We start from the raw sequence: 26544 nt of genomic DNA on the forward strand, positions 1-26544 counted from the left end.
TCTTTTATTTTTCTTAGTTTAAGAACACTAGTATAATGACCTAAATAGTTTAAGCTTTCTCACTTATTGTTGTAAGAACAATTAACAATGTCATAAGTGAACCAACTACTTAATGGTACAATAAATATTAAAAAATCGAAATTGAACGGAGCCACTTTTGGAGGAGGAGCCTTAATGGAAAAGATGAAAAAACGAATTGAAGTAGCTTCAGGTAAGTCACCTGCAGACCTTGTCATCAAAAATGCGCAAATCGTTGATGTGTTTTCAAGTGAAATTATTTCTGGAGATGTGGCCATCACAGATGGATATATTGTTGGAATTGGTGACTATAAAGGAATAGAAACAGTTGACGCTCAAAACCGTTTTTTAGCCCCTTCTTTTATAGATGGACATGTACATATAGAATCCTCCATGGTAACCCCTGTTGAGTTTTCAAAAATCCTCTTGCAGCATGGGATTACAGCTGTCATTTGTGATCCACATGAGATTGCTAATGTCGTTGGTGGAAAAGGGATCGAGTTTATGCTTCATGCATCTGATGATATTCCATTTGATGCTTATTTTATGCTACCCTCTTGTGTACCAGCAACACCTTTTGAAAATGCAGGTGCTACATTAACCGCAAACGACCTATCTCCTTTTTATGAATATGAGAGAGTGATTGGTTTAGCGGAAGTCATGAATTATCCCGGTGTGATGAAAGGTGATCACGACTTATTGACTAAAATTCTCGAAGCTCACGAAAGAGGAAAAAAAGTTGATGGTCACGCGGCAGGGCTAAAAGGCAAACAATTAGATGTATATATGACAGCTGGGATCCGAACCGATCACGAAGCAACTACTGCAAAAGAAGCAAAAGAACGATTGCAAAAAGGGATGTATGTCATGATTCGCGAAGGTACAGCAGCAAAAGAATTATGTCGGATCCTACCAATTGTGAATGAGAAAAATGCACGGAGATTTCTGTTTGTTACAGATGACCGCCACCTTGATGATATTATTAGCGAAGGTAGTATTGACTATATGATTCGGAAAGCGATTCAGAAAGGGCTGGATCCAATTACAGCGATTCAAATGGGCTCTCTTAATACTGCCGAGTGCTTCGGGCTTAAGGAACAAGGTGCCATCGCTCCAGGATATAAAGCTGATTTTGTTTTATTAGACGATCTTGAGCAAATTGAGATTCAATCTGTTTATAAAAATGGACAGTGCGTTTTTAGTGAAGGAGAATTAACTGCTTTTCCTAAAGAATTAGAACAAAAAGAATTTTCTCATCTCACTAATACCGTACACCTACCTTTCATTACTGAAGAATCGTTTCATTTAGACATTGTCGGAGAACAGGCACATATTATTGAAGTAATTCCGAACAGCATAGTGACTGATCATGTGATTGAAGCCGTTCAGAAAAATGAACACGATCGTTTCATCGCCTCTATTGAGAAAGATCATTTAAAAATTGCTGTCATGGAACGTCATCATCATACTGGCAACATTGGACTTGGCGTCTTAAAAGGGCTCGGACTACAATCGGGCGCCATCGCTACAACGGTAGCCCATGATTCCCATAACGTAATTCTTGCGGGTACAACGGATAAGGATATGGCAGTCGCTGCCAATGCAATCCGTGACATGCAAGGAGGACTTGTAGTTGTCGATAAAGGAAAGGTGCTTGCTCAATTAAACTTGCCAATCGCCGGTCTCATGTCACATGAACCATATGAGAAAGTGAATAAGATGCTAGTGGAAATCAATCAAGCATTGGTTAAAATCGGAGCTAACCATACATTTAATCCATTCTTAACATTAAGCTTCCTTGCACTACCTGTTATTCCATCACTAAAACTAACAGACCTTGGCCTCTTTGATGTCAACACCTTTAACCATATCTCTGTATCTGTAGAGAAATAACCTCATATAGATGAGAATAACCCGAAACTCGTTTCGGGTTATTTATTTTTTGCCTTTTTTAGAACGCCTTTGGTATTATTATTCGCATTTTATGCATTTACCAATACTTCTTAAGGTTGCCTTTTCTTTTGTTCTTATTGAACCCTCCATTGATTTTTATAAATAGTAAGGGACTTTTCCCACATACAAATCTACATATTCCATTCAACTTAAAACTTCAGCTTCTTGTTTAAGAATGCCATAACATACGAGATCTATATATTTTCCGTCTTTTCTTACATGTTGTTTCAACACGCCTTCTTTCTTCATACCGGTCTTTTCAATCACTCTCATTGAAGCTGGATTTGATTCGAATGAGCGTGCAAACACTTTATTGTAATTTTTTGCGCTAAAGGCAAACTCAATTAATGCTTTAGCAGCCTCTGTAGCATAGCCATTCCCCCAATATTCTTCTCCAATCCAATAAGCAAGTTCTCCATGATTGAACTGTTGATGATGCGAGAGTGCAATTGCGCCGTATAACTTGCCAGTCATTTTATCCGTTATTGCCAACTCAAACCGCTTATCTTGATTGAAATGACTAAGATGATTTTTCATCCAAATCAGAGCATGTTCAGTTGAATAGGGATAGGGGAGATTTAAAGTACTTTTATAAAGATTATAATTGTTACATAGTTTAACAACCTCTGGTATATCGGCCTCATTCAACAGACGAAGCATTAATTGGTTCGTCTCGATTTTATTTTCGTTTTGATGATATAACATTAGGTACCCCCTTTTTTAAATGAATCTTGATACTACTCACATTCAATTTTTTTGGCTTTTCTCCTTCTCTCTCGCAAAACGTTTAAAAATATCCCTTTGCCGAAACCAATCTGGCTAAAATAAAAAGACCGCATCCATCTACAAGATTTGGTCCTGACACCATTCAGTATTTACCTTTTTCATAATAGCTGCAAATGCTGCTGATAAATCGGAAACATGCTCTTCCCCTATTGTCGTAAAGGCAGGGCGGGGCTGTTTCCATATCGTATATATCCCCACTCCAACAGCAGCAACGATATCATTTTTGAAATGGTCTCCTACATATATTGTCTCATCTGCTGATACGCCAAGTCTTGAAAGAGTATGTTCAAAGATATAAGGATGTGGTTTCTTTACACCAACCTCTTCTGAAATAACGATTTCATCAAAAAATGTTTCTATCTGCAATGACTTAATTACTTCTCGCTGAAACTTACTGTACCCATTCGAAATGATTGCCATTTTCATGCCCTTTTTTTTCAACCTTTTAAGCCCTGTGATTGCCTGAGGATACAGTTCGGCGTGTAAAGGAAAATGAGTTAAATAATCCTGCAGTAATTCTTGCCAAGAAAAGTTTAATATAGAAAACTCTTCTATCATCTGTTGATACACTTTATCTTTCCAAACATAGCCGCCTTGATCTAAATCAATGAACCCCTCTGCATATAATGTCTTATCTAAATGTGGAAAGAGTCTCTCTTGCTGATTCTCAATAAACGATAAAATAGATGCCTCTCGATTATGAAGAGTTCCGTCTAAATCAAACATCACTGCTCTCACCATTACTTGATTGCACCTCCGATTATTTCACTCGTAACTTTTGTCCAACTGAAATCACATTGATATCTTTCAAATGGTTCCATTCTTGTAACTGTTGCGCCGTTAGTTTAAATCTCTTTACGATAGTTGTGACTGTATCACCTTGCTGAACGGTGTAATAGTAATGTTTTTCCCCTGTCTTGATTATTTGTCCAATCGTAATCAAGTGAGGATTAGGAATATGATTGATTTTTTGCAAGCTACTGATACTTGTATCATGCATAGCTGCTATTTTCGAAAGCGTATCGCCAGATTTGACTGTATAGCTAAACGCCACTTCCTCTAATTGATTGAGATTCACCCAAGCCCCTGGCATACCTTCCACTTTTGATAGATTGAGTATTTCTCCTACATTTTTAAAAATATAATAACTTCCTGCCTTTAGCAGGGACTTTTCCCTAATTTCTTTCTTTGCCTCTTCCACTGTTACATAACCTTTTTTATCTGTTGATAAATGATATTTAGGGTTGGTATCATATTGTAGTAATTGATAGGTCTCAATGGTACGAATGATTTTTTTGCTATAATCAGGATCTGTTGCGTAACCTGATAACTGTACCTGCTCTGCAGCTTTTTTATAATCCTTTTCTTCTATAATAGCAAGGTATTTATTTCGATCCCAAGATACACCATTCTTATAAAGCTTAGCTAAGTCCTCAATTGATTCCTCCCATGAAGGATACTTTCTAAATACCGCTTCCGTCGTAACCATTTGTCCATCAATAAATTCCTTCGTCAGCATCTTTACCGACTGTCCGTTATACTCCCCTTTTATACCGAACAAATTCTTACCTTCTATGGCCAATTTACTTTTCCCATGATTAGATTCATGCATCGCTTGTGCGATCACGAGTGACGGCAATATGTGATATTGTTTAGCTATTTTCTGTGCAAACGGAACGATGGTCTCAATAAAGTTCAAAATAAACACCTCTTTCTTAAACTCTATATTATATTGCCAGGCCTATTTTCCTTCTTCTTGTTTTGGATGAAATAATAAATTGAAAATAGGAGAATACTAGAAAGAATAAAACCCATCCCACCTAATAATCCAAGCAAGCGATTAGGCATCCATACCGTGGCAAGCCCAGCTAAAAACATCGAGATACCTATCATTGTATTAGAAATCGTTGTAAATAGACCAAATATAAGTCCACTCTTTTCTTTAGGTGTCTCTCTCATTAGCATCGTATCAAAGCAGGTGTTGCCTAATCCAGAGAAAAACGCGGCCATTATTAAAAAAACAATTGCCATCCACACTTGTTGTGACTGGCTTAATAAAATGAGACAAAATCCTTGGCAAACAAGCGCACTTAAAGCGATTCTCATTAAATGATTTTTTAGCTTCTCTGCTACAGGAAAGCTTAGCATTAAACCGATTCCTAATGAACCATAGAATATGCCGACACCAACATCTCCTAAATGAAATTCTTGAACTGCATACACGCTTAATAACACATTATCAATGCCATTAAATAGAGGAATTAACAGTTCTGATAGAAAAATGATACATAATAAACTGGAAGAAAAAATAATATCCTTAACTATAAAAAATGAAGCTTTCTCCTTATTTCTGGACACTGATTTCCCTGTTTCTATATCTAAGACCCGCAATTTAGATAACAAAACAGCAGCAATTAAAAAGGAAACACCATTTACCAAAAAGGTGAAATTAGCACCGAATAAAGAAGTGACCACTCCACCTGAAAACGATCCTCCAATCAGAACCACTCCAACCATTACTTGTTCAAGGCTATTAACTTTAATCATGTTTTTTTCTTTAACCATCAATGGTATCGCAGACTTCCTCGTTGGTGCATAGATGGCTTCGCCTGCAGCCAAGAAAAAACTCGACAGATAAACAATCCAGACAGATGAAGCATCATTTACAAACACAAACGACAAAGCAAACAGAATACGTCCTAAATCTGTACAAACTAATATGGTTCTCCGTGAAAAACGGTCTGCCATCATTCCCCCTAATGGGCCAAAGAACAGAAATGGAATGACCCTTATCGCTAAAGCAAGACCAACAGCAAGACCAGATCCTGTTACTTGCAATAACAGTGCTAATAACGCAACTTGACTAAACCGATCACCTATTCCATTGAGAACACCCGCAAAAAATAAGCGCGCATAGTCTTTCTCTTCTTTTAATATAGAAATCATTCTCTTCCCCCCTTAATTAATTAGATAATAATCTAATTTGATGTTAATCTAATTCCCGAATAATCGCAATCGTTATTTCAGAAATAAAAAAAGGAAAGTGCTTCATGATGAAACAGACTTTCCAACCAAAATTTATTCTTTTAAATTATTCATACTCATTCTTGGTGGCTCTTCTAACCATCCATTTTCGATCATAATTTTTATATTTTCTCTAATAAATAACATGATATCTTTTACATATAAACCTAATTTGACATTGATGTCATCTCTTATACTAAAACCTGCACCAAACCCTTGACTACCAAGACCAAAATTACTTAATAAAAAAGTTAAATACACCATTAATTTATCCGAAAACGGTGGAATGTTAGACTTAGTAAGCGATAACCCTTTAATTGTCGGTACTCTAATATCATCCTTTATTAAAATGTCATATGTTCCCTCCAAGATATCCTTGCTAAGCTCTTTCCCTTTAATAAGGTACTCTTTCACTTCTGTATGTTCCGCCGTTTGGGCGAATCCCGTCATGAGCTCCATACCAATAGTATTCGTTTGGATTGACTGATATAAATAACTAAACTCAATCGTATTAATTTCTCTTTTATCACCAAATAAACGATAACCTTTTATATAATTCTTATCTGAGACAAAGTCGACCGTTGTAGGGACATTAATAAAATTAGGTAATGGGTAATATCCCTCATCCACCGCATAATTTAAAAACTTTTGATAATATTTCTGCGTGATATTTGTCATCTCACGATATAAATCAATAATATCATTTCGATAGGACGTTGCTATATGAAGGGTATACAGTCCCATGCTGATTTCCTTTAAAATCATACACAAGAGAATATCAAACCCCTCCCCGAAAAGTTTAGGCGCTTGTAGGTTTACATCGGCTTTAGTAAAACCTTGAGGTATGACAGCACCTTCATCTTTAAACATCTTTTCAATACGATCGACATTCGGATCTAACTCAGACCATAAACCTTTCATAAGCTTTTTCGCTCTTTTATCATCAGACACTTCTATAAAATGTTCTAAAACCCTTAATATCAATGTTTTCTTTTGATAAGTAATCCACAGTGCACCTATTTCTGTAGATGTCATTTTACTTCGATTGACCATTCCGTCACCTACTTTTATAAAAATTACCATTCTTGTGTCTAAGTTTTGCTATTCTCCTACTAAATATTCCCTAATATAAAAAATAGCTAGAGGAAGGAATAGTCGTTCCCTTCCCTCTAGCTATCTAAGTTATCCCCAAAATATGCGAAAACGCATCGCTGCATCAATTACTCTAGCTGTCGCCCCTTCATGCCTGGATGTATATTTCTTTCGATTTACACAATCAATTAACATTTGGTCACATTGATAGCAATGGCCATACCGATCAATGCATGCATCATGTTGCTGACAGCATGAATCCACATAATTAATAGGCTTGCCCGGACCGCTACAACCTGGACCGCAATACCGATAACCTCCAGGCAAACAAAAACCTTTTTTATTAAACTTGCTCACTATTTTTCACCTTCTTATCCTTTTATATATATTACAAACAGTAAATCCATTTCGCCTGTGACCATACCTATTAAAATGATCTTTTTATCAATTTCCTTTAGTTCTTATTGGTCAGAAATAAAAAAACAACCTATCCGAAAAGGATAAGTTGAACTATTGAATTCGCCTAAACTTAATCAAGGCAAATATAGATGGAGCAATCGTGGCAATTAAAAACACTGGTAGAAACCAAATACCTAAAGTATCCGCCCACCCTAATGCTACCCTAATGGATTGAATAAGTATAACACCAAAAAATACGAGGCATATATTCTTTGTGACATTTAGCAGTTTTCTACTCGTTAAATAAAACGCCGCTGCATTCGATTCATTGATGCGAGCAGGGTAATTATGAATATGAGGAAACCTTTCAAATATCTGCATCATGAACCATAGAAACACGCCGATTATTGGTAATATAAATAATTCATATTTAGAACCCCACCTATCAACTTCTCCGGCAGCATTATAATGTCCCGGTACTTGTTCAGGTATAGATGACCAAGAAACAACTAAGAATATAATCGACCCAATGAATACAACCAGACCAAGTATATCCCATCCCCATTCCGATTTTGTCCTAGGCAATTTAAGTACGGGTCTATTCATATTTATTACTCCTCTCTCCGTTCTGTTTTCCAATCCTTACGAACGGAAAATGAAAAAGTTTCATCCACAGTGATTCACTACCCCTCTTTTCCATAAAAGGAAACAAGGGCATTGTAATGGTAGACATCAGTGTTGATGGCACTTTCTTTGTTAATACTTTATTCAACATAGTATCTGGCAAAGGAACAAAAAATGAACAAACTTAGCTCAGACCAATCTATCAGTGATGAGCTTATGGTTATGCAGCGGAATCGTTGCTTTTGTGGATTGTCTTTTAACCCTTTTCCCAAGAACAGAAAAAGACCACTTTCAAAAAAGAAATTGTACTCTTTCATTGAAAGCCGCCTTTAGATCGGCATAAATCAAGCCGTTCTTGATAAAAAAGAGAGGACTTACCCTATTTTTGGTCGGTTGCTGAGGCTTCAAAGGGCCAATCCCTCTACCTCTCGGGATAAATCGACCTTATCAATCCGCTCTGTTAACCGCTTTTGATTGTAAATCCTTTATGCAACCTGAAGCCTTTCTTTTGCCTTTATTACTGATACCCAATATTCAACTGGAGATACAAAGGCGTGCAAATGATTCAGCTCTTTATTATACATAAGAGCCTCCACTAAAAGATAAACAGACGCATCATCTAAATCGTTTACGAGCATATCAAGCAAAGTTGCTTTCATATTCATAATATCTTCATAATCATCGATGATAGCTAACTTATCATCTAAATACGGAAGAAAAGCTTGTAAATGCACAACCTCTTCTTGTAATTCTCTCCACCCTTTATCCTTAGCTAATGCGCTTACATAATTAACAAATTGATTGTACTCCTCATGACTATCTCTTTTAATTTTCTCTGCTAATATATCAAAAAATACATGATTGGACATATCTTTATTGTTGTTCACTATTAGAGCACCACCTTTACTATTTATATAAAATTATAGACCTTCTCTTTTAAATATTCAATAAAATCACAAGAAACGATTTTTAATTAATAGCTATGTCTTCATTTCAAAATAATAGATACAGTGGCCGCAATGGGATTGGATGGAGTTTAATTTTTGTGGCTGATATTTTGATTTGTTTCTTTATTTGCTTTGTTTTTGGGTTTTTCGTGGCTGATATTTTGATCTGTTTCTTTATTTGCTTCGCTTCCGGGTTTTTCGTGGCTCATATTTCGTTCAGTTTCTTTATTTGCTTCGCTTCCGGGTTTTTCGTGGCTCATATTTCGTTCCGTTTCTTTATTAGCATCGTTTCGGGATTTTACGTCGCTCATCTTTCGATCCGTTTCTTTATTTGCTTTATTTCGGGATTTTCCATGGCTCATATTTCGATCCGTTTCTTTATTTGCTTTGTTTCGGGATTTCTCGTGGCTCATATTTCGTTCCGTTTCTTTATTTGCTTCGCTTCGGGGCTTTTCGTGGCTGATATTTCGTTCCGTTTCTTTATTTGCTTCGCTTCCGGGTTTTTCATGGCTCATATTTCGTTCCGATCCTTTATTTGCTTTGTTTCACGATTTTCCACAGCTCATATTTCAATCCAATCCTTTATTAGCTTCGTTCCGCGATTTTCCATCGCTCATATTTCAATCCAATCCTTTATTAGCTTCGTTCCGCAATTTTCCATCTCTCATATCCCAATCCAATCCTTCATTAGCTTCATTTCACATGTTTCCACAGCTCATATTTCATACCAGCCCTATATTAGCTTCATTCAGACCTATTTCGTGGCTGATAGCCTAAAACATCGCTGTTAGCCACGATACACAACTTTTCCTTCGTTGCAATTGCTTCATAAAGGTCGATAACCAAATTGTGCAGAGATTTCCTTTCCTACTTTTATAATAGATTGACTTTTATTTGCAGAGGGATCTTTTGGAATCGACTCTGAGAATCCAACTACTGTTATCGCACTTAATAATTCTTGGTTATAATTAAAGACTGGTATAGACACAGAAGATACAGTAGGAATCAAGGGCTCATTAGCAAAGGCAATCCCTTCCTGCCTGACGCGGTTGATTTCTTCTACTGCATTTCCTTTTCCTTCTTTCCCCATAAGCTTAATCCAATCTTTAGTTGTAACTGAATCAAGGAAGCTCTCAAAAATTTTCCCAGTTGATGATAAAGGTGGTAAAAGTGAACCGAGCTGTGCACCAATATTATAGGCATGTCCTGGGTTCCATATTTTCGAGATAATCGGACCATTATATGTCCACGTTGTTAAGAGGCATGTATTGTCTAGTTGGTGACTTAAATCCTTCAGATAAGGTAGAACGCGTGAAATCACATCTTCCTGCCCTATGGCTGCCATCCCATATTCAATTAATTTACTTCCAAGCTGATAATTTCCATTATGTTTGTCCTTGTATAGAATGTCGAGGTCAGTAAAAGTGTTCAAGTATTTATAAAGATTACTTTTTGTAATGCCTGTTTTTTCCTGTATATCAGATAACCGCAATGGTTCTCCACTAGCAACTAAAAGGTCAATAATTCTCATGCCAACTTGGATCGATTGGATCGTAGCTTGTTTTTGATTTTTCATGTAAAAACCCCTATTTTATATTTTTTTTAGTATATCAGAAAAACACTATGTTTTCAGATTTCATCTATGTTTTGCGCCTTTTTGAAAGGTGTTATTTTTCGAAAAGTTTAAAAAACCACAATAAATTCACTTGAGTTTATCTGAAAATTAGGATACTATTACTTTATCATTAATAGATAACATTGTTCACTATTAATGGAATTTAAAACAAATAGAATGTAAGAAACGCATGCCTAACACTTCCACACAGAGCGTTTTTACTTTTTGCCCATGTTATTTAAGGGCCATTCCTAGACAAAAAAACTTTTCATAAAGGGGTTTGAATATGAAATTAGTTACTTTCACTTACAATAACAACACGCGTATCGGAGCAGTTACTGAGGGAAATGAAGTAGTAGACTTAAACTTTGCTTACCAAGCTTTTCTTGAAGCAGAAGGTAAACTACGTTCTGAATTGATTGCTGAAGCATACATTCCAGCACAAATGGAAGGTTTCCTACAAGGGGGAAATGAAAGCCTTTCCATCGCAAAGGAAATGGTTGATTATGCATTAAATAATCGTGAATCGTTCAAACATCCACTTGTACATGCATTTGAAGATGTAAAAATCGAAGCACCTGTAACAAAACCCGGAAAAATCATTTGTGTAGGTCATAATTACCGTGAACATATTGCTGAAATGGGAAGAGAATTACCGCCTCATCCAGTAGTGTTTGCTAAATTTGCCAACACAGTTATTGGACCACAAGATGATATTCCTTTCTATCCAATTTCTGAACAATTAGATTATGAAGCCGAATTTGCTTTTGTTGTAGGTAAAAAAGCTAGAAACGTAGCAAAAGAAGACGCACTCAATTATGTAGCAGGATATACAATCGCTAATGATGTCACTTACCGCGATATCCAACGTCGTACGCTTCAATGGTTGCAAGGTAAAACAGTTGAAGGAAGTGCACCAATGGGTCCTTGGTTAATCACTTCTGATGAATTACAAGATCCATCTGGTTTAGGTGTTCTTTTAACTGTTAATGGCGAAGAAAGACAAAAAACGAATACAGCCAACTTTGTCTTTGATGTTCCAACACTTGTAGAATTCTTATCTAACTTAATGACTTTAGAACCTGGTGACATCGTATTAACAGGAACTCCTGGTGGCGTAGGATTCGCTCGTGATCCTCAAGTTTTCTTGAAAGATGGCGATGTCGTTCGCATTGAAATAGATAAAGTCGGCGTTCTCGAAAATAAAGTTTCAAAGGTGGAAAAATAATTATGAGCGAAACGAAAACGATTGAACAATCTATTGAATCTATTCAAACATCATTAGATCAAATCATTGAAACCGTTTCAGGATTATCTGAAGAATCCATACGTTGGAATCCAACAGAAGATGAATGGTCCATTATGCAAATTATTACTCACTTAAATGAGGCTCTTCCTTATTGGCTAGGTGAAATAGATACAGTTGTAAAGGCCCCTGGTTCCCAATGGGGACGTGGCTTACAGGACCCTGCTCGCCTCGCAGCAGTAGAAAATACTGAACAACAAATAGTTGAAGACGAATTGAAAAAATTAGCTCTAATCAAACAAGATGTTCAAACTAAATTATCTGTTTTATCTGCTGACACATTGGCTCAGGAATCACCTCATCGTAACTTTGCCAAATTCGGCAATAAACCTGTATTCTTTATTGTTGATCACTTTATCGATGAGCATGCCGCTGGTCATTACAACCAAATTCAACGTAACTTGTCTAAGCTTGCAAAATAATATTAAGGTGGCGAAATATTATGGCTGAAAAACATGCATATATGGAGGATCAAGACGTAAAGGACTTTACGAAAGAAATCCAAGAATATCATCTCGGTCCATTATGGGAAGCCATCCCTGCACTGATGAACCATACACCAAAACCTCATGCTGTTCCATATTTATGGTCAGATGAGCTTTTAAAGAAGAAATTATCTGAAGCGGCTGAAATCTTCACACCTGATCGTGGTGGAGAAAGACGCGCGATATACTTTCAAAACCCTGGTTTAACTTATAGACAACCATGGGGATGGGCTTCAACCACTCAAACATTGTATGCTGCTGTGCAGTTGCTGCTTCCTGGTGAAGTAGCACCTTCACACCGTCACTCTCAAAGTGCTCTGCGCTTTATCACTGATGGAGAAGGGGCTTACACAATTGTTGAAGGTGAACGGATCTTCATGCAAGAAGGTGACTTCCTTATTACACCGAAGAACCTCTGGCATGGACATGGTCATGTTGGCGATAAACCGATGATTTGGATGGATGCCCTTGATATCCCAACCATCTATTCAATCGGGGGTACATTCTTTGAACCATTCCCTCATAAGATTGAAACACCTACTCGTCCAGATAACTTCTCTGAACAAAGATACAGTGGTGGAATGGTAAGGCCAATTAATGACCGCTATTCTAGCGTTGCACCACTCGCAAATTACAAGTGGAAACGTACTGAAGATGCGATTAAAGGATTAACTAAATTTGAGCCAGATCCATATGATGGCTACGCTGTTGAATATATCAATCCGTCAAATGGACAAACAGCTAATCCAACAATGGGTGCCTGGATGCAATTATTACCAAAAGGCTTCCGTACAAAGGCACATCGACACACACATTCTACCATTTACCAAGTACATCAAGGTTCTGGTTATACAGTAATAAATGGTGAACGCTTCGATTGGAAAAAAGGAGATTACTTCTGTATTCCAAACTGGGCATGGCACGAACATGTACCTGCTGAAGATAGCTATCTTTTCTCAGTCAACGACCTTCCAATTATGGAGCGATTTGACTTAGAAAAGTCACAAAAGCTTGAAGAAAACAACGGAGAACAAAAAATCACAGGTGAATTTAAAGCTTTCCGTTAACTGCACAAGAACAACCGGGTTTCGGCCCGGTTGTTCTTAAAAGATTCGAAATATAACAGTAAATGAAAACGCTTATAAAACAGAATATTTATTTTTTGTAAAACAAAAGGAGGATAATATAATGGCAAACACAGCACAGAATCCATTTATCGTAATCGGCGGAGGAATTGGCGGATTAGCTACTGCACTGGGCGTAGCTGAAAACCAACAATATGTAAAAGTACTAGAACAAGCTCCTGAATTTGGAGAAGTCGGGGCCGGTATCCAACTAGCAGCCAATGCAACTAATGTCTTGCAACGCTTAGGAGTAATGGATAAAATCAATGAAATTGCTGTTTTCCCTAAACGTCTTGTCCTTATGGATGCTTTCTCAGGTAAAGAATTATCTGCACTTGATTTAGGCGAGGTTTATCAGAAAAGATACGGTGCTCCTTATATTGTATTACACCGCTCTGATCTACATCGTGTGCTTCTCGAAGCTTGTCAGGAAAACCCATATATTGAACTTGCGACAAACCAAAGAATTACGACAACAGAAGAAAACGATCAAGGGATAACTGTTAAAGCAGAAAACGGTGATGTTCATAAAGGAATCGCAGTAATCGGTGCAGATGGTCTATGGTCTAATGTTCGGAAAATGTTCTCTGATGACCAACCTGTATGTTCCGGATATGTTGCTTATCGTGGGGCCATCCCGATTGAAGAAGTGAAAACCTCTATTGGAGCTATGGATGACGTCTATATGTGGATTGGACCAGATCTTCACTTAGTACAATATCCAGTTCGTCGTGGTGAACTTTATAACCAAGTCGTTGTATTCAAAAGTAAAAACTACCGTCCTGAAATTGAAAAGACAGAAGATTGGGGCACTCCGGAAGAAATGGACGCTGTGTTCGCTGGTTCATGTGAATTAGTGCAAAACGCAATTTCATTTATCTCTCGTCAAAAACGTTGGCCAATGTTCGATCGCTTACCAATTGAAAACTGGACGCAAGGTCACATTACGCTAACTGGGGATGCCGCTCACCCAATGCTACAATATCTTGCTCAAGGTGCTTGCCAAGCGCTTGAAGATGCTGCATACATGTCAGATATGCTCAGTGAACATGGTGAAGATATCCCTGCAGCATTTGCAGCGTTCCAAAAAGAAAGACAACCGCGAACAGCCTATGTCCAAGGTTCTGCACGGACATGGGGTGAAATTATTCACAATACAACAAACGAAGGTATTTTACTTAGAAACATTATTTTAGGAAAAAGACAATCAAATGACTTTGAATTTGTCGATCAATTCCATGGCTATAATAAAAATGCAAAACTAATTGAAGCTTAAGACCGTTCTCCATAAAGTCATCATTAATGGTCTCATCTGGAGAAGAAAGGCTTGATCCTTTCTTCTCTCTTTTCATATATGTGTAAGCGATTGCAACTTCTAATTAATGGGGGTAACCAATGAACAAAATAAACACAGCGGAAGTGATTAATAATAGTAAGTTTAATCGGTTTCATTTTGGCTTACTTGCCTGGAGCTTCCTTATTATTCTCTTTGATGGCTATGATTTGGTTGTTTATGGTACAGCCGTACCAGTTTTAATTGAAGAATGGGGATTAAGTTCTGTCCAAGCTGGAGCCATGAGTAGTTATGGATTATTAGGGATGATGTTTGGTGCCATCTTTTTTGGTATTCTCGCGGATAAAATGGGAAGAAAAAATGTGATTGCCATTTCACTCATTCTTTTTAGCTTATTTACGTTTCTTTGTGGATTTGCCTCTTCACCTACAACCTTCTCTGTTTATCGTTTCATTGCTGGTTTAGGTTTAGGTGGAATTATGCCTAACGTTATTGCCTTATTGACAGACTATGCGCCTACAAAAATGAAAAGTATGGCTGTCTCCATTGTATTATGTGGATACTCTTTTGGTGGGATGCTTGCACCGATTCTAGGAATCTTCGTTATGCCTAAACTCGGTTGGGAATCGATTTTCTGGTTTGCTGGCCTACCTTTATTACTGTTACCTTTTATATACAAATTTTTACCTGAATCTTCAGCCCATTTAATTAAGAAAAATAAGAAACAAGAGCTATTATCTGTGTTGCGTAAAGTGAACCCTGCACAAAAAATGGATGAAAGCACAGAATTCTTCCTACAAGTCCAAGAGGAAAACAAAGTCCCTGTTGTCGGACTTTTCAAAAATAACCGCGGTCTAAGTACCGTCATGTTCTGGATTGCCTTTTTCATGTGCTTATTAATGGTTTATGGCCTAAATACTTGGTTACCGAATTTAATGATTGAAGCAGGCTATGCCTTAAATTCCAGCCTTGCCTTCCTTATTACACTACAAGGTGGAGCCATTGTTGGTACACTCATTATTGGCTGGCTTTGTGATAAATACGGTTCAAAGAAAATGCTCGTTCCATTATATGCCCTTGGTGCAGTAAGCTTAACATTACTTGGATTTGGCGGCAGTGAATTATTCATTTATATACTCGTTGCTATAGCTGGTGCTAGTACAATCGGTGCCCAAAACCTTGTACAAGCTTATGTCTCTCAATATTATCCTCCGAATATCCGGTCCACAGCATTAGGAATGGCTTCAGGAATTGGGAGATTCGGCGGCATGCTTGGGCCACTGCTCGGCGGATTCTTATTAACAGCTGCTCTCCCTATTCATATGAACTTTATCGCATTTGCGATTCCAGGGTTGATTGCTGCAATTGCCTTAGCTCTCGTGCCGATTAAACGGGCCTATAAGCCTGAAGCTGCTTTGGTAAAAGAGGATGAAACGATGAAAGTTGCTAATTAATTGAGATGTAAAAAAAAGAGCCATCTATTTTGGCTCTTTTCATTTTCCTAGTTATCTATGGAAAAAGCTTTCTAATTCCCTTATCACTTCATCCACTTCTTCTATGACAAACGCATGGCCTGCATCTAATTCTCTAAAAATGACATTAACGCCAGACTGCTTTAAATCCTGTAATAATGTAGTCGTCATTTCCCTTGTCGTTAAGACATCCTTATTTCCCCACATTAGAAAAGTCTCTGCTTTAATATTGTTTATTTCTCCTGTTCCTGCAGCTATTTCATTATCAATATCAGTTATATTAAACACATTAGCTGCATGAGCAACATCCATGATATTCCTTTGTTGTATGGCTGCTTCTATATATCTTTCAAACCGTTCCCCTAATACCTGCCTGCCTTTAACAAACATCAACTGTTCCATCGCTTCGGTGAAAAATGGCAACTCTTTCATCTTCTGTGCTTCTACCAACCGATTTAACATTGGATCTTTTTCTATTGTCTCTCTTGTTTGATAGCGCTGATTGTTTTCATCATAGGCTGGATAACCACCGGCTGGCATGGAGGCGAGCAAAACCATTTTTTCAACAAGATTTGGATACATGGCTGCAAATTGCATCGCAATACCACCCCCATTTGACCAACCGATGATTGTTATTTTATTTAAAGAAAAATGATCACAAAATAATTTCAAATCATAAGCGAATGTCTTAAAATCCTCTATTGGTTGATTGTAAGTAGATAGGCCATAACCTCTTAAATCCGGGGCATAGACCGTATACTTTGAAGGTATTTTCTCTAAAAATACGTCCCAATGATTCGCTGAGGCATAATTGCCATGAACGAGAAGAAGAACTTTCTCTCCCCCATCCTTTTTCAGATAATCATACACTTCACCATTACTTAACATGCATTCCACTTCAAACACCCCCACTTTTCTCCTTCAAGCCTCTCATACTATTCGATCTCAGCTCTCTTTATTCCTTTTTATGTTAAAATTCTAATAAAAGGAGAGATTCTATGAACATTGAACTCACACGCTTTAAAGTAAAAAAAGGGAAAACAAAAGCTGTAGATGAATGGTTACAATTCCTCAATCATCATATGGAAGAAGTACTCCTCACACTTGAAGGAGAAAAAATGTATATTGAAACGATTTTTCGTGAAGTACAAAACGAAGATGAATATCTTTACTGGTATTCTGTACAAGGTAGAGGCGGAGTTGAAGTGACTGAATCGACTCACTGGGTAGATAAAAAACATCTCCAATATTGGCAAGAGTGTATAGATGAAACCTACCAACCGGTTAATTTAAATACAGAAGTCGTTATGATCCCAGAGAAAATCAGAGCAAATATGAAGTAGCTTAAATAGACTAAGCACTTTTCATCTTCCGTCCATATAAGAGGAATGAAATGAACCCTAATATGGTATAAACTATAACAGCATTCACCATACTACCTACCTCAAACCAATATGAAACCGACATCATTATCGCAGCAGATGAAAAGATAAAGCCTATGATCATCTGCTTTTTTAAGCGGGCGCAAATGATACCTTGGATAATAAAGGCTAGCGGAAACAGGACATAAATCCCTAATAATAAAATTTTGCTAAACGGAAAAAATGAACATATCCATGTGAATATAAACATACATATTGCGGGTAATAAAACTCGAAAAAACATCTTCATGTCAGCGTTCATCCCCTTCTTTTTACAGACAATATGATAGCCTTCCACCAATACCACAACAAAACAAGATAACCAAAGACACTATACAAGGCCCATAGTGCACCATCAGCAAGCTCATGAAGGAAAAACTCCCCTTCATTCATTTCTTCACCGCGACCAATAGCATTGAAAATAGAAATAAAAGGGATTGTTAGAACAAAAAAGATGACAAACAATGCTGTTTTTCTACTTCGTTTCCTCCATAACATTCTTAACGCCATCAAAAATGAAATAAACAAAGAGAGGTAATACAATAACCAAAACCATAACGGTAAACTCACCATAAACATCCCCTCGCCCCTTTTTTAGTGTAATACTACACTAAAAGTAATTTACTGTAAATATTTTCTTTTCAAATTCACCACTTTTTATTAGGCGCATACACTAATCGATATAACACCTGCCGCAAAAATCATGCTTAATAAAGTGAGGAAAAATCATGAGATTCAGCTTTTTATCCCCAGTTTATAACGGTGAACAATGGGTTCGTTTGATGCTAGACAGCATTCCAAAAGAATATGCCGATGAAATCATTGTTTGTGACGACGGCTCAACCGATCAAACATTAGCGATGTTAAAAGAATATCAACAACAATACCCTCAACTAAAAATCTTAGAAAATGGGGAAAATCGTGGCGCTAGCTATTCATATAATCGTTGTATCGAAGCCGCAACTGGAGATTATATTGCCATTATTGATAGCGATGATATTTATTTACCAACCATTCGCGAAGTACTCGCGAAAATAGATGGTGAGTACGACATTTATTATTACAGCATGATGACAAAGGATGGTCAGCTCTTTCAAGCAACGGAAGACAATTATCGTGAATGGTGTGGGCAATTTAGAATTATGAGGAGAAGCTGTGTGGGCGAGGCGAGATTTTCAGAAAGACCGGATATGGCGGGAGACTGTGATTTTCATCAAGCACTCTTAGTCCAAAACCCTTCTGTGCACATAACAGGGATTATCGCTTATTGGTATAACTACCCACGAGTAAACTCTGAATATTATTTATACTATTTTGGATTAAAGTAAGGCCATTTTGGTAAATAACAGAAAGGTGCGTTCCATACTTATGTTTAATAATAAAACGCTATTAATTACAGGTGGAACCGGCTCGTTTGGCCATGTCGTGTTAGAACGGTTTTTGCATAGTGAAATAAAAGAAATACGCATCTTTTCTCGTGATGAAAAAAAACAAGACGATATGCAAAAACAGTACGGCGATGCAAGAATCTCCTTTATCCTCGGCGATGTTCGGGATATGAGTACTTTAATACCAGCTGTAGACGGGGTTGATTATATTTTCCACGCAGCAGCCTTAAAACAAGTACCCTCATGTGAGTCACATCCACTTGAAGCAGTGAAAACGAATATACTTGGCACCGATCATGTATTAAGTGCAGGCATACAGGCAGGGGTGAAGAAAATTGTCTGTCTATCAACAGACAAAGCAGCCTATCCAATTAATGCAATGGGAATGTCTAAAGCTTTAATGGAAAAAACATTTATCGCTAAATCGAGACAAGCTAATGCACGTGGTACCATTATATGTGGCACAAGATACGGAAATGTCATGGCATCACGGGGATCAATCATCCCGCTACTTATAGAACAAGTAAAGGCCGGAAAGCCGCTAACTGTTACGCATCCTTTAATGACCCGTTTTATGATGAGTTTAGATGAGGCAGTCGAACTTGTATTGTACGCTTTTGAGAAGGCTTGTAATGGGGATATTATGGTACAAAAATCACCTGCAGCCTATATTACAGATTTAGCACAAGCGATTAAAGAACTTTTTCACGTTAATCTTCCTTTAGAATTAATTGGCACACGCCCAGGAGAAAAGCTCTATGAAGTGCTACTAACAAAAGAAGAAGCAGCAAAAGCCATTGATCTTGAAGGCTTCTATCGCATTCCTCGAGATACAAGAATAGAAACTGATACAAACTCTGTAGAAGAATATCACTCCAATAATACGTATCGTCTCTCTGTAGCTGAACTAAAAGAAAAACTACAATCATTATCCTATGTTCAAAAAGAGCTACAAAAATGGAAAAGGTTAAAGTAATTTTGTTTGACCGCTTCCTATTTTTCGTGAGTTGTGCACCTTCTCTGACTAAGTTAATAGTCGCCAACTCACTAACTATTCTTAAATATACTAAATTTATAGGAATATCCTACCAACCCTTTAAAGGTAGGTTGTTGTTTGATGTGGTTTCTGATAAATTAGGATTCAACATGACTAGCATAATGAGGAGTTACATACATGGAGATACAAAAAAGCAGTACGACGATTCAATCCTTGCAAATTGGCATTTCTATCATCGAATTAATCTATCAAAAAGATACCCCGATGAAATTCTCGACCATTCAAGAAGAAACCGGTATTACAAAAAGTAATTTATATAAATATTTAAATACACTTACACAATTGAATATGCTCTATCGTGAAAAAGGAACAAACCTGTATTATCTTGGCAACAAATTGATTCAATATGGTACAGCTGCCTTTGGTAGTCGTGATATTGCCGATGCGATTACTCCTTATATGCAGGAACTTTCTTCGCTAACTTCCTGCACCGTTTCGTTTTCATTATGGACAAACAACGGTCCGATTACGACAAAGATTTGTCATTCCAATGAACCACTTCATATTGGTACACAACTTGGCGGAAGCTTGCCACCAACATCTGCTGCGGGGAAGATTTTCTTAAGTTTCTTAAACCCTGCACTGACAAAAGAATGGCTAGGAAACGAGCAATCAATCGATAACGAAGAATGGCAAATGATTCAACAATCGAAAATCTCCTTCGCAACCGAACCTTTAATTCCATCGATTTCGTCTGCTTCCGTCCCTTTGCTAGACTACCAGAATCAATTACTCGGTGCAGTGACAGTGGTTGGATTTAACGATAACATGCCAAATGAAGTAACGGATCCGATGAGCAAGCAACTGCTGGCGTTTCATCTACAAGCATCTTCTATGTTTGGCTATCGATATAAACAGGGGAAAATTTGAACAATCCTGATTGAGCGTTCAATCAATTAGATGTAGTTGAGATAATTAGAAGTAATAATCATTTTATCATCTTCTGCGAATAAATTGGATTTTAGCTCACACATTTGCTTTTATACGCCCATCTATATAAACGCCTTACTCAATTATAGACCCGCAAACTGAATCTAATGATTGAAAAAGGCCGCCATACAAAGATGACGACCTTTTTTATCTTAGTTCATCGTCAATCCATGATCGACTACTAGATTTTGTCCCGTAATCGCTCTAGCACCTGGAGAGGCTAAGAAAACAACGGCTTCTGCTACATCTTCTGGTTTTGTCACACGGCGGATAGCAGCGTTATCAGCAACAATCGCAAATACTTCAGGGGTAGTAACAGCACTTGCATCCGTTGTTTCTAATAATCCACCAGAAACCATATTCACATTAATGTCATATTGTCCAAGCTCTTTGGCCATATTGCGTGTAAAGCCAATTAATGCCGCTTTCGCTGTTGTATATTCATGATAGGCAACGACGGGATTCTGGTAAAGATTCGTGCCAATACCAATCACACGGGCTTGCTGTGAATCCTTTAAAGCTGGGAAAGCAGCTTGTACAACATGTAAGCTTGCTTTTATCGCACCTTCAAACTGGGTTTGATAGCTAGTCCAAGATAATTCTTCTACTTTTGCCTGTGCCACAGGATCAAATTTAAATTGAACTAATGCATTATTTACAACGATATCCAAGCGACCAAAATGAGCAATAGCGTTTGCCACCATCGCTTTTACTGCTTCTTGATTTCTGACATCTGCTTGGATGGCCAATGCACGATCATGCCCGATTTCTTCAACTACGGCATCAGCTTTTTCTTTACTACTATAATAATTAACGACTACTTTATAGCCTTCCTTACCGAACTTCTTAGCAATTGCAGCTCCTAATCCACGACTTGCGCCTGTTACTAACACAACTTCTTCTCTCACGCTATTCCCTCTTTTCAATCGATGTCATTAAAAATGTTCAGGGAAACAAAACAAAAGGCTCCCCGAAAATGGAGAGCCTACCATACGTATTCATATAGTTGGAAAATGCTCCCTACGATCGTCTTAACGAACAGGTTCTAAGGGTCAGGTTTTAACCTTCTCAACTCATATTCTGAGTCCCCCTGCAACAATTTTAATTATTTTTAGTTTAGCATATAAATAGTCGCATAGCTATGAATCGAGGTTAATTTCCAACTTGACCAATCGCTTTATGTTTCTTCCCATCGCATGACACGGGGATTCTTATCTAAAATCGATTCATATTGTTTCTCATTACCATAGAGACTATTCGGGTCAAGCAGCTTATATCTCTCGTATTTTTCCAAACGATCTTTTTCTTTTGCCCAGCCTAAATGCTTGACTCTTATTGTGGATAAGCTGTGGGTAAGTTGAAAGATATTTTCTGGAAATCTCCCACAATGTTGGGGCGTTTCTTTCCAGACGGGCTGAAAGGTTGAATCGACTCTTGCTAGAAATGGACGGTATAGGAAATGTGCTTGCCAATATTCATCTTCACGATAATGATCTTCATCCCACATATCATACAGTCTAAAACAGTACAAATCGATGGTATCCTGTTTAACAAAGTCATCAATATAATCAATAAAACTCTCCTCAAACCATTCATCTGCATCAAGATTTAATACCCAACCTAAAAATCCATTTGTTGCTTCTAACCACTGCTGTTTTCTTAGTTCTACTTCATTGGCAAACTGGGAACTTGCATTCTTGACCAATTTAATTGGCACACCTTTTAGTTCTTGCAAGAAAATCGATATAGTCTGATCAGTACTAGCATCATCTATAATCACAGCTTCATCGATAAAGGGCTTGACTTTCTTTAACATCGTTTGTAAATAACGACCTTCTTCATTCTTCACAATCATAGATAAGCGTATTTGATGGTTTTCTGCTTTTTCTGGATAAATAGGTAGTTCGCTATGAACATACTGACATTTTTCTTTAAAAGTAGGTATACCTTTTAAGTCAGAAGAGCGATAAATATGATAAGCAGGGAGATGTGTGTCGACATGTAAATCCAATCCTAATGCCACTGCTCTCACACAAAAATGCCGATCTTCTCCCCAAAAACTGAGATTTTTAATTTTACTAAAATGAACACCTGCTAACAAAGCCTTCCTGCTAATTAAGGTGCACGCACCTAATCCCCCTACTTCATAAACACCTGGAGTTTGTAACTGTTGAATAAACGCCTCGGTTTGAACTTGTTTTTCTTCATCTGTTATGACGCCATCATCCGCCTGTCTCCAGTGGGTATATTCATCTGTTAACCAAACTTGCGGATAAGGGATGGTCCCTTCTTGCCAAGCCGTCCAAAAGACCTCAGAGACAATTTCTTTATTTGCGGCAATAAGTGTATGAAGGGTATCCGGGTGTAAAAGCAAATCAGAGTCAATTAAAAACAGATAATCAAATGCTTCAAATTTCGCCTGCTCAATAAGCATATCTTTGAAGCGCGCAACCTTCCAGATGAGGGTATCATTCCAGAAATGTGTCAAGTCGGTGCGAATATAGATACTATCTTCTTTTGCAGATAATATCGCAACATTGTTCTTCCATTTGGCAAAATGACGTAGTAGTCTACTTGATTCTTCATCCTGATTATCATCTATGAAATAATAATGAATTTCCATTGTATCCGTTTTTAAATTGGCTAACGAAAGTAGAAACTCTTTTAAAATAACGGGTTCTTGATTAATTGGACTACCAATGAGAATTTTTGTATTAATCATAAGCAACATTAACGTTTGTAGACAAAACCGTTCACCTCTCTACACTATATTCTCACCATGATTTGCTTGTGTAGTAAAACAAGAAAAATTCTATCCAAAACAAAAAGCAGAGAATCGTTAGAATCTCCCTGCTCTAATGATGGTGTATATAAGAAATAAGAACATTAATATCGCAATGACAAAGCCGATTTCTACTGCCGGTATATTCCATAGGAGAGATGATTGCCTACCAAGGGCGGAACCGATAATTAAGCCCACCATTATAATGCTAAATGCCAGCAACACGATACTAAATGCTAGCCGGTTGCTGATACGATCAATTCTCGTTAGGAATTTTTCACTGTTGGGCAAGTTCAGTTCGAGCGGGATTTTCCCCTTTTTGATAAGAGCAATCAAATCTTTCAAATTATACGGCGCTTCTTTTAAAATATCAAAATACTCACCGATATGCGCTAGCGAATCTTTCGCCAAATGATCCGGTCGATATTTATTAATAATTAATCGTCTACCAAAAGGCTCAGCAATTTTTAAAATGCTTATATGAGGATCAAGCTTCTCCACAATCCCTTCCATTGTCAATAATGTTTTCCCCACCAACGTTAAGTTTGTTGGGATATGTATATGATGGTGATTGGCAACGGAAAACAAGTCATTAACCGCCTCGCCAATAGATATTTCACTAAAGGGGACATCATAGTATCTTTCTCTTAGTAAATCAACATCAATTTTTAAAAGTTCAACATCGACATCGTCTTTGACAATACCCATTTTAGTGATGGCTTTAATGACCCCATCCGTGCTTTGCTGCAACATGGCAATAATTAATGATGTTAAATTTTCTTTCATATCCTCAGTTAAACGACCGACCATACCAAAATCCATGAAAACAATCACATTCCCTGGTAATACACAAATATTACCGGGATGGGGGTCTGCATGAAACACACCTTCCTCTAATATTTGCTGAAGGATGCCTTCAACGATTCTTTCGGCAATCAGTTGTTTATTGAACCCTTGTTCCGCTAAACTATTATTTTCAAGTATGCCACAACCTTCAATATATTCCATTGTTAAAACTTTTTTCGTCGTATATTTCCAGTATGTTTTTGGGATTTTATAATGATTATTGTCTTCAAATTGATTGGCAATTTTATCTGCATTACGACCTTCAAGTAAATAATTCAACTCATTTAACAATGCTTTAGAAAATTCCTTCATCATTTCGACTAATTGATATTGCGATGCCCAATGCAGCCTTTTTTCTGCGATTTTAGCAATTTCTAATAAAATTTCTAAATCTGTTCTCATGGTCTTCTCAATATCAGGTCGTTGTACCTTAACAGCCACTTTTTCACCAGAATGGAGGACACCATAATGGACTTGACCGATAGATGCCGATCCTAGTGGCTCTTCTTGAAATTCTGTAAAGACGTCATGTATTTCTTCGCCTAGTTCTGTTTCAACAATTTTTTTTACCTCTGCAAATGGAAATGAGGGGGCATGTTCCTGTAATTTTTCCAATTCCCTAATGATTGATTCCGGAAAAATATCTGACCTTGTACTCGCAATCTGACCAACTTTAATAAACGTCGGTCCAAGCTCTTCTAAAAACAGACGAACACGTTCCCCTGTTGTCTTTTCATGATGTTCTTCTTGCTTTCGCATGAACATCCGCTTAGGTAGAGACAACACCTCATGCAAGCCTAATTCTTTTAAGAGATAACCAAAACCGTAATGAGAGAAGGCTACAGCAATTTCACGATAGCGATGAATATGGTTCATCTTTGGTTTGAAAATGGAAAAAACCTCCCTTAATCCTCTTCTCGATGTTTTGCCTCAAGCGCTAGAATCCGTTCTTCTAATCTTAGGACATCATCCGTTGTTGCGATATTCAAATCATGCAATAAACTCGTCATTCGTTGATGGGCCTTGTCATCTATCTGCGTTTGCTTCTCTTGGCCTTTCGTCCTTACCTCCTGCATAAAATCTTTCGCTTCCTGTTTTGTTAGCTCTCCTCTTTTCACTAACTCATCCATCATTTCTTGCGCACGGTCTTTCCCTGCTGCTGCTAAACCTAGCCCTAACATCATCCCTTGTTTTATTGGGTTTTTCATCACATTTCCTCCTTTAATAAATGGCAGATTATAATTAACATTATTTTACCCATTTTCAAGGGGATTAAGCATAAAAAAACATATATCATTAGTTCAATAACAGATGGGGATATTCAGACATTGTCGGAACATGAACCGAAGAAAAAATACAAATGCCTCTTTTGTACACACATGTCAAACAAGAAAAGTAGATGGAAGTGGGCAAGGCGGATTTAAACGCAATTAACCTAGGATTTTCGTATACATTGCATGCATTCCGGATTTTCGCGCCCCGTTATGCCATTTTCAAATTCACAACGGCTTCTCTTTCAAAAAATAAAAAACCCCGTACAATCATATGTACGAGGAAAGGTTCATGATGCTTGATTGTCTTTTTTCATCATCAGGCAAAAGATGATAATAAACGTGAAAGCCGTTAATGCCAAGAAAGGAATGGTGATAAACCCGAGCCAATTGATATATTGGCCACTACATGGTACACCATTTGTACACGGCGTGACTTCAGCGAGTCCAGGCACTTTTTGTACAAGATAATGATAGAGAGAAATACACCAGCCAATAAACGCCATTGGTAGGGCAAATCTTCTCACAGAAATATCTTGATAGAACGTACCAATGCCCAAGATTAAAACGAGTGGATACATGAATATTCGTTGATACCAACAAAGCTCACAAGGAATAAACTGCTTAATTTCACTAAAATATAAACTGCCTAATGTGGCTATAAGTGCGACCACCCAAGAAAAATACAGCATGATTTGATTTTTCTTCAT

27 protein-coding genes and 1 riboswitch are annotated in these 26544 nt (G+C 37.5%); of the genes, 10 read left to right on the forward strand and 17 right to left on the reverse strand.

Annotated features, from left to right (window positions below):
* Window positions 1-141 precede the first annotated feature (141 nt).
* On the forward strand, window positions 142-1911 hold the full coding sequence (ade, locus tag H9655_RS10395) for an adenine deaminase (RefSeq protein ID WP_225230581.1): 1770 nt from the start codon (window positions 142-144) through the stop codon (window positions 1909-1911).
* 204 nt (window positions 1912-2115) lie between these two features.
* On the opposite strand, the gene H9655_RS10400 is transcribed toward ade, so the two are convergent.
* The 10 genes from H9655_RS10400 to H9655_RS10445 all read right to left on the reverse strand — a co-directional run bounded on the left by H9655_RS10400 (window position 2116) and on the right by H9655_RS10445 (window position 10419).
* Window positions 2116-2676, reverse strand: a complete 561-nt coding sequence (locus H9655_RS10400) for a GNAT family N-acetyltransferase (protein ID WP_191813651.1) — start codon at window positions 2674-2676, stop codon at window positions 2116-2118.
* Window positions 2677-2814: 138 nt separating this feature from the next.
* Window positions 2815-3498, reverse strand: a complete 684-nt coding sequence (locus H9655_RS10405) for an HAD family hydrolase (RefSeq protein ID WP_191813653.1) — start codon at window positions 3496-3498, stop codon at window positions 2815-2817.
* A 19-nt stretch (window positions 3499-3517) separates the two neighbouring features.
* Entirely contained in the window at window positions 3518-4456 is a 939-nt protein-coding gene (locus H9655_RS10410; protein ID WP_191813655.1) for a glucosaminidase domain-containing protein, read from the reverse strand.
* A gap of 23 nt (window positions 4457-4479) precedes the next feature.
* Window positions 4480-5703: an MFS transporter gene (locus H9655_RS10415; protein ID WP_191813657.1), complete on the reverse strand. Its 1224-nt coding sequence runs from the start codon at window positions 5701-5703 to the stop codon at window positions 4480-4482.
* Between the two features lie 132 nt (window positions 5704-5835).
* Window positions 5836-6864: a DUF3231 family protein gene (locus H9655_RS10420; RefSeq protein WP_191813659.1), complete on the reverse strand. Its 1029-nt coding sequence runs from the start codon at window positions 6862-6864 to the stop codon at window positions 5836-5838.
* A 99-nt stretch (window positions 6865-6963) separates the two neighbouring features.
* Window positions 6964-7230: a Parvovirus coat protein VP1-like protein gene (locus tag H9655_RS10425; protein WP_318245471.1), complete on the reverse strand. Its 267-nt coding sequence runs from the start codon at window positions 7228-7230 to the stop codon at window positions 6964-6966.
* A gap of 153 nt (window positions 7231-7383) precedes the next feature.
* On the reverse strand, window positions 7384-7878 hold the full coding sequence (locus H9655_RS10430) for a DUF1648 domain-containing protein (protein WP_191813661.1): 495 nt from the start codon (window positions 7876-7878) through the stop codon (window positions 7384-7386).
* A 503-nt stretch (window positions 7879-8381) separates the two neighbouring features.
* Entirely contained in the window at window positions 8382-8783 is a 402-nt protein-coding gene (locus H9655_RS10435) for a hypothetical protein (protein ID WP_191813663.1), read from the reverse strand.
* A 149-nt stretch (window positions 8784-8932) separates the two neighbouring features.
* Window positions 8933-9358, reverse strand: coding sequence for a hypothetical protein (locus H9655_RS10440; protein ID WP_191813666.1), 426 nt, complete (start codon window positions 9356-9358; stop codon window positions 8933-8935).
* 311 nt (window positions 9359-9669) lie between these two features.
* Window positions 9670-10419 carry an IclR family transcriptional regulator gene (locus H9655_RS10445; protein WP_191813668.1) on the reverse strand — a complete coding sequence of 250 codons (750 nt, stop codon included), beginning with the start codon at window positions 10417-10419 and terminating at the stop codon, window positions 9670-9672.
* A gap of 325 nt (window positions 10420-10744) precedes the next feature.
* Between H9655_RS10445 and H9655_RS10450 the strand changes: the two genes are divergently transcribed.
* From H9655_RS10450 to H9655_RS10470, 5 genes are all read left to right on the forward strand, one after another.
* The gene (locus H9655_RS10450; protein ID WP_191813671.1) at window positions 10745-11686 is read left to right on the forward strand and encodes a fumarylacetoacetate hydrolase family protein; all 942 of its coding nucleotides are present in this window, start codon (window positions 10745-10747) and stop codon (window positions 11684-11686) included.
* 2 nt (window positions 11687-11688) lie between these two features.
* Window positions 11689-12186, forward strand: a complete 498-nt coding sequence (locus H9655_RS10455; RefSeq protein WP_191813673.1) for a DinB family protein — start codon at window positions 11689-11691, stop codon at window positions 12184-12186.
* Between the two features lie 20 nt (window positions 12187-12206).
* Window positions 12207-13316: a cupin domain-containing protein gene (locus H9655_RS10460; RefSeq protein ID WP_191813675.1), complete on the forward strand. Its 1110-nt coding sequence runs from the start codon at window positions 12207-12209 to the stop codon at window positions 13314-13316.
* 121 nt (window positions 13317-13437) lie between these two features.
* Entirely contained in the window at window positions 13438-14649 is a 1212-nt protein-coding gene (locus H9655_RS10465; RefSeq protein ID WP_191813677.1) for an FAD-dependent monooxygenase, read from the forward strand.
* A 119-nt stretch (window positions 14650-14768) separates the two neighbouring features.
* Window positions 14769-16121, forward strand: a complete 1353-nt coding sequence (locus H9655_RS10470) for an MFS transporter (RefSeq protein WP_191813679.1) — start codon at window positions 14769-14771, stop codon at window positions 16119-16121.
* 51 nt (window positions 16122-16172) lie between these two features.
* Here the strand turns inward: H9655_RS10470 and phaZ are convergent, their stop codons facing one another.
* On the reverse strand, window positions 16173-17045 hold the full coding sequence (phaZ, locus tag H9655_RS10475; protein ID WP_191813681.1) for an intracellular short-chain-length polyhydroxyalkanoate depolymerase: 873 nt from the start codon (window positions 17043-17045) through the stop codon (window positions 16173-16175).
* Between the two features lie 92 nt (window positions 17046-17137).
* Between phaZ and H9655_RS10480 the strand changes: the two genes are divergently transcribed.
* The gene (locus tag H9655_RS10480) at window positions 17138-17482 is read left to right on the forward strand and encodes a DUF6176 family protein (RefSeq protein WP_191813683.1); all 345 of its coding nucleotides are present in this window, start codon (window positions 17138-17140) and stop codon (window positions 17480-17482) included.
* 336 nt (window positions 17483-17818) lie between these two features.
* Here H9655_RS10480 and H9655_RS10485 read toward each other — a convergent pair whose 3' ends face one another.
* The gene (locus tag H9655_RS10485; protein WP_225230559.1) at window positions 17819-18070 is read right to left on the reverse strand and encodes a hypothetical protein; all 252 of its coding nucleotides are present in this window, start codon (window positions 18068-18070) and stop codon (window positions 17819-17821) included.
* A 218-nt stretch (window positions 18071-18288) separates the two neighbouring features.
* On the opposite strand from H9655_RS10485, the gene H9655_RS10490 reads away from it, so the two are divergent.
* The 3 genes from H9655_RS10490 to H9655_RS10500 all read left to right on the forward strand — a co-directional run bounded on the left by H9655_RS10490 (window position 18289) and on the right by H9655_RS10500 (window position 20875).
* The gene (locus tag H9655_RS10490) at window positions 18289-18888 is read left to right on the forward strand and encodes a glycosyltransferase family 2 protein (RefSeq protein WP_191813687.1); all 600 of its coding nucleotides are present in this window, start codon (window positions 18289-18291) and stop codon (window positions 18886-18888) included.
* A 40-nt stretch (window positions 18889-18928) separates the two neighbouring features.
* Window positions 18929-19924, forward strand: coding sequence for a polysaccharide biosynthesis protein (locus tag H9655_RS10495; protein WP_191813689.1), 996 nt, complete (start codon window positions 18929-18931; stop codon window positions 19922-19924).
* Window positions 19925-20122: 198 nt separating this feature from the next.
* Window positions 20123-20875, forward strand: a complete 753-nt coding sequence (locus tag H9655_RS10500; RefSeq protein ID WP_191813691.1) for an IclR family transcriptional regulator — start codon at window positions 20123-20125, stop codon at window positions 20873-20875.
* 212 nt (window positions 20876-21087) lie between these two features.
* Here H9655_RS10500 and H9655_RS10505 read toward each other — a convergent pair whose 3' ends face one another.
* From H9655_RS10505 to H9655_RS10525, 5 genes are all read right to left on the reverse strand, one after another.
* Window positions 21088-21843, reverse strand: coding sequence for a 3-oxoacyl-ACP reductase (locus tag H9655_RS10505; protein WP_191813693.1), 756 nt, complete (start codon window positions 21841-21843; stop codon window positions 21088-21090).
* A gap of 92 nt (window positions 21844-21935) precedes the next feature.
* A riboswitch (TPP riboswitch) is annotated at window positions 21936-22037 on the reverse strand.
* 75 nt (window positions 22038-22112) lie between these two features.
* Window positions 22113-23657: a glycosyltransferase family 2 protein gene (locus H9655_RS10510; RefSeq protein WP_191813695.1), complete on the reverse strand. Its 1545-nt coding sequence runs from the start codon at window positions 23655-23657 to the stop codon at window positions 22113-22115.
* A gap of 117 nt (window positions 23658-23774) precedes the next feature.
* Entirely contained in the window at window positions 23775-25439 is a 1665-nt protein-coding gene (locus H9655_RS10515; protein ID WP_191813697.1) for an ABC1 kinase family protein, read from the reverse strand.
* 29 nt (window positions 25440-25468) lie between these two features.
* Window positions 25469-25771 carry a phasin family protein gene (locus H9655_RS10520; RefSeq protein ID WP_191813699.1) on the reverse strand — a complete coding sequence of 101 codons (303 nt, stop codon included), beginning with the start codon at window positions 25769-25771 and terminating at the stop codon, window positions 25469-25471.
* A 353-nt stretch (window positions 25772-26124) separates the two neighbouring features.
* A complete protein-coding gene (locus H9655_RS10525; RefSeq protein ID WP_191813701.1) occupies window positions 26125-26544 on the reverse strand; it encodes a disulfide oxidoreductase in 420 nt (139 codons plus the stop codon).

It is taken from the genome of Cytobacillus stercorigallinarum (assembly GCF_014836495.1).
Taxonomy (GTDB): Bacteria; Bacillota; Bacilli; order Bacillales; family Cytobacillaceae; genus Cytobacillus; species Cytobacillus stercorigallinarum.

What these genes read in the sequence shown, in the direction of transcription:
- H9655_RS10525 (WP_191813701.1), bottom strand. Translation starts at nt 26,544, where the DNA reads ATGAAGAAAAATCAAATCATGCTGTATTTTTCTTGGGTGGTCGCACTT.
- H9655_RS10400 (WP_191813651.1), bottom strand. Translation starts at nt 2,676, where the DNA reads ATGTTATATCATCAAAACGAAAATAAAATCGAGACGAACCAATTAATG.
- H9655_RS10440 (WP_191813666.1), bottom strand. Translation starts at nt 9,358, where the DNA reads ATGAGCCATGAAAAACCCGGAAGCGAAGCAAATAAAGAAACGGAACGA.
- H9655_RS10480 (WP_191813683.1), top strand. Translation starts at nt 17,138, where the DNA reads ATGAACATTGAACTCACACGCTTTAAAGTAAAAAAAGGGAAAACAAAA.
- H9655_RS10445 (WP_191813668.1), bottom strand. Translation starts at nt 10,419, where the DNA reads ATGAAAAATCAAAAACAAGCTACGATCCAATCGATCCAAGTTGGCATG.
- H9655_RS10470 (WP_191813679.1), top strand. Translation starts at nt 14,769, where the DNA reads ATGAACAAAATAAACACAGCGGAAGTGATTAATAATAGTAAGTTTAAT.
- H9655_RS10490 (WP_191813687.1), top strand. Translation starts at nt 18,289, where the DNA reads ATGAGATTCAGCTTTTTATCCCCAGTTTATAACGGTGAACAATGGGTT.
- H9655_RS10420 (WP_191813659.1), bottom strand. Translation starts at nt 6,864, where the DNA reads ATGGTAATTTTTATAAAAGTAGGTGACGGAATGGTCAATCGAAGTAAA.
- H9655_RS10500 (WP_191813691.1), top strand. Translation starts at nt 20,123, where the DNA reads ATGGAGATACAAAAAAGCAGTACGACGATTCAATCCTTGCAAATTGGC.
- H9655_RS10405 (WP_191813653.1), bottom strand. Translation starts at nt 3,498, where the DNA reads ATGGTGAGAGCAGTGATGTTTGATTTAGACGGAACTCTTCATAATCGA.
- H9655_RS10495 (WP_191813689.1), top strand. Translation starts at nt 18,929, where the DNA reads ATGTTTAATAATAAAACGCTATTAATTACAGGTGGAACCGGCTCGTTT.
- H9655_RS10510 (WP_191813695.1), bottom strand. Translation starts at nt 23,657, where the DNA reads ATGATTAATACAAAAATTCTCATTGGTAGTCCAATTAATCAAGAACCC.
- H9655_RS10430 (WP_191813661.1), bottom strand. Translation starts at nt 7,878, where the DNA reads ATGAATAGACCCGTACTTAAATTGCCTAGGACAAAATCGGAATGGGGA.
- H9655_RS10450 (WP_191813671.1), top strand. Translation starts at nt 10,745, where the DNA reads ATGAAATTAGTTACTTTCACTTACAATAACAACACGCGTATCGGAGCA.
- H9655_RS10460 (WP_191813675.1), top strand. Translation starts at nt 12,207, where the DNA reads ATGGCTGAAAAACATGCATATATGGAGGATCAAGACGTAAAGGACTTT.
- H9655_RS10415 (WP_191813657.1), bottom strand. Translation starts at nt 5,703, where the DNA reads ATGATTTCTATATTAAAAGAAGAGAAAGACTATGCGCGCTTATTTTTT.
- H9655_RS10515 (WP_191813697.1), bottom strand. Translation starts at nt 25,439, where the DNA reads ATGAACCATATTCATCGCTATCGTGAAATTGCTGTAGCCTTCTCTCAT.
- H9655_RS10455 (WP_191813673.1), top strand. Translation starts at nt 11,689, where the DNA reads ATGAGCGAAACGAAAACGATTGAACAATCTATTGAATCTATTCAAACA.
- H9655_RS10520 (WP_191813699.1), bottom strand. Translation starts at nt 25,771, where the DNA reads ATGAAAAACCCAATAAAACAAGGGATGATGTTAGGGCTAGGTTTAGCA.
- H9655_RS10485 (WP_225230559.1), bottom strand. Translation starts at nt 18,070, where the DNA reads ATGGCGTTAAGAATGTTATGGAGGAAACGAAGTAGAAAAACAGCATTG.
- H9655_RS10465 (WP_191813677.1), top strand. Translation starts at nt 13,438, where the DNA reads ATGGCAAACACAGCACAGAATCCATTTATCGTAATCGGCGGAGGAATT.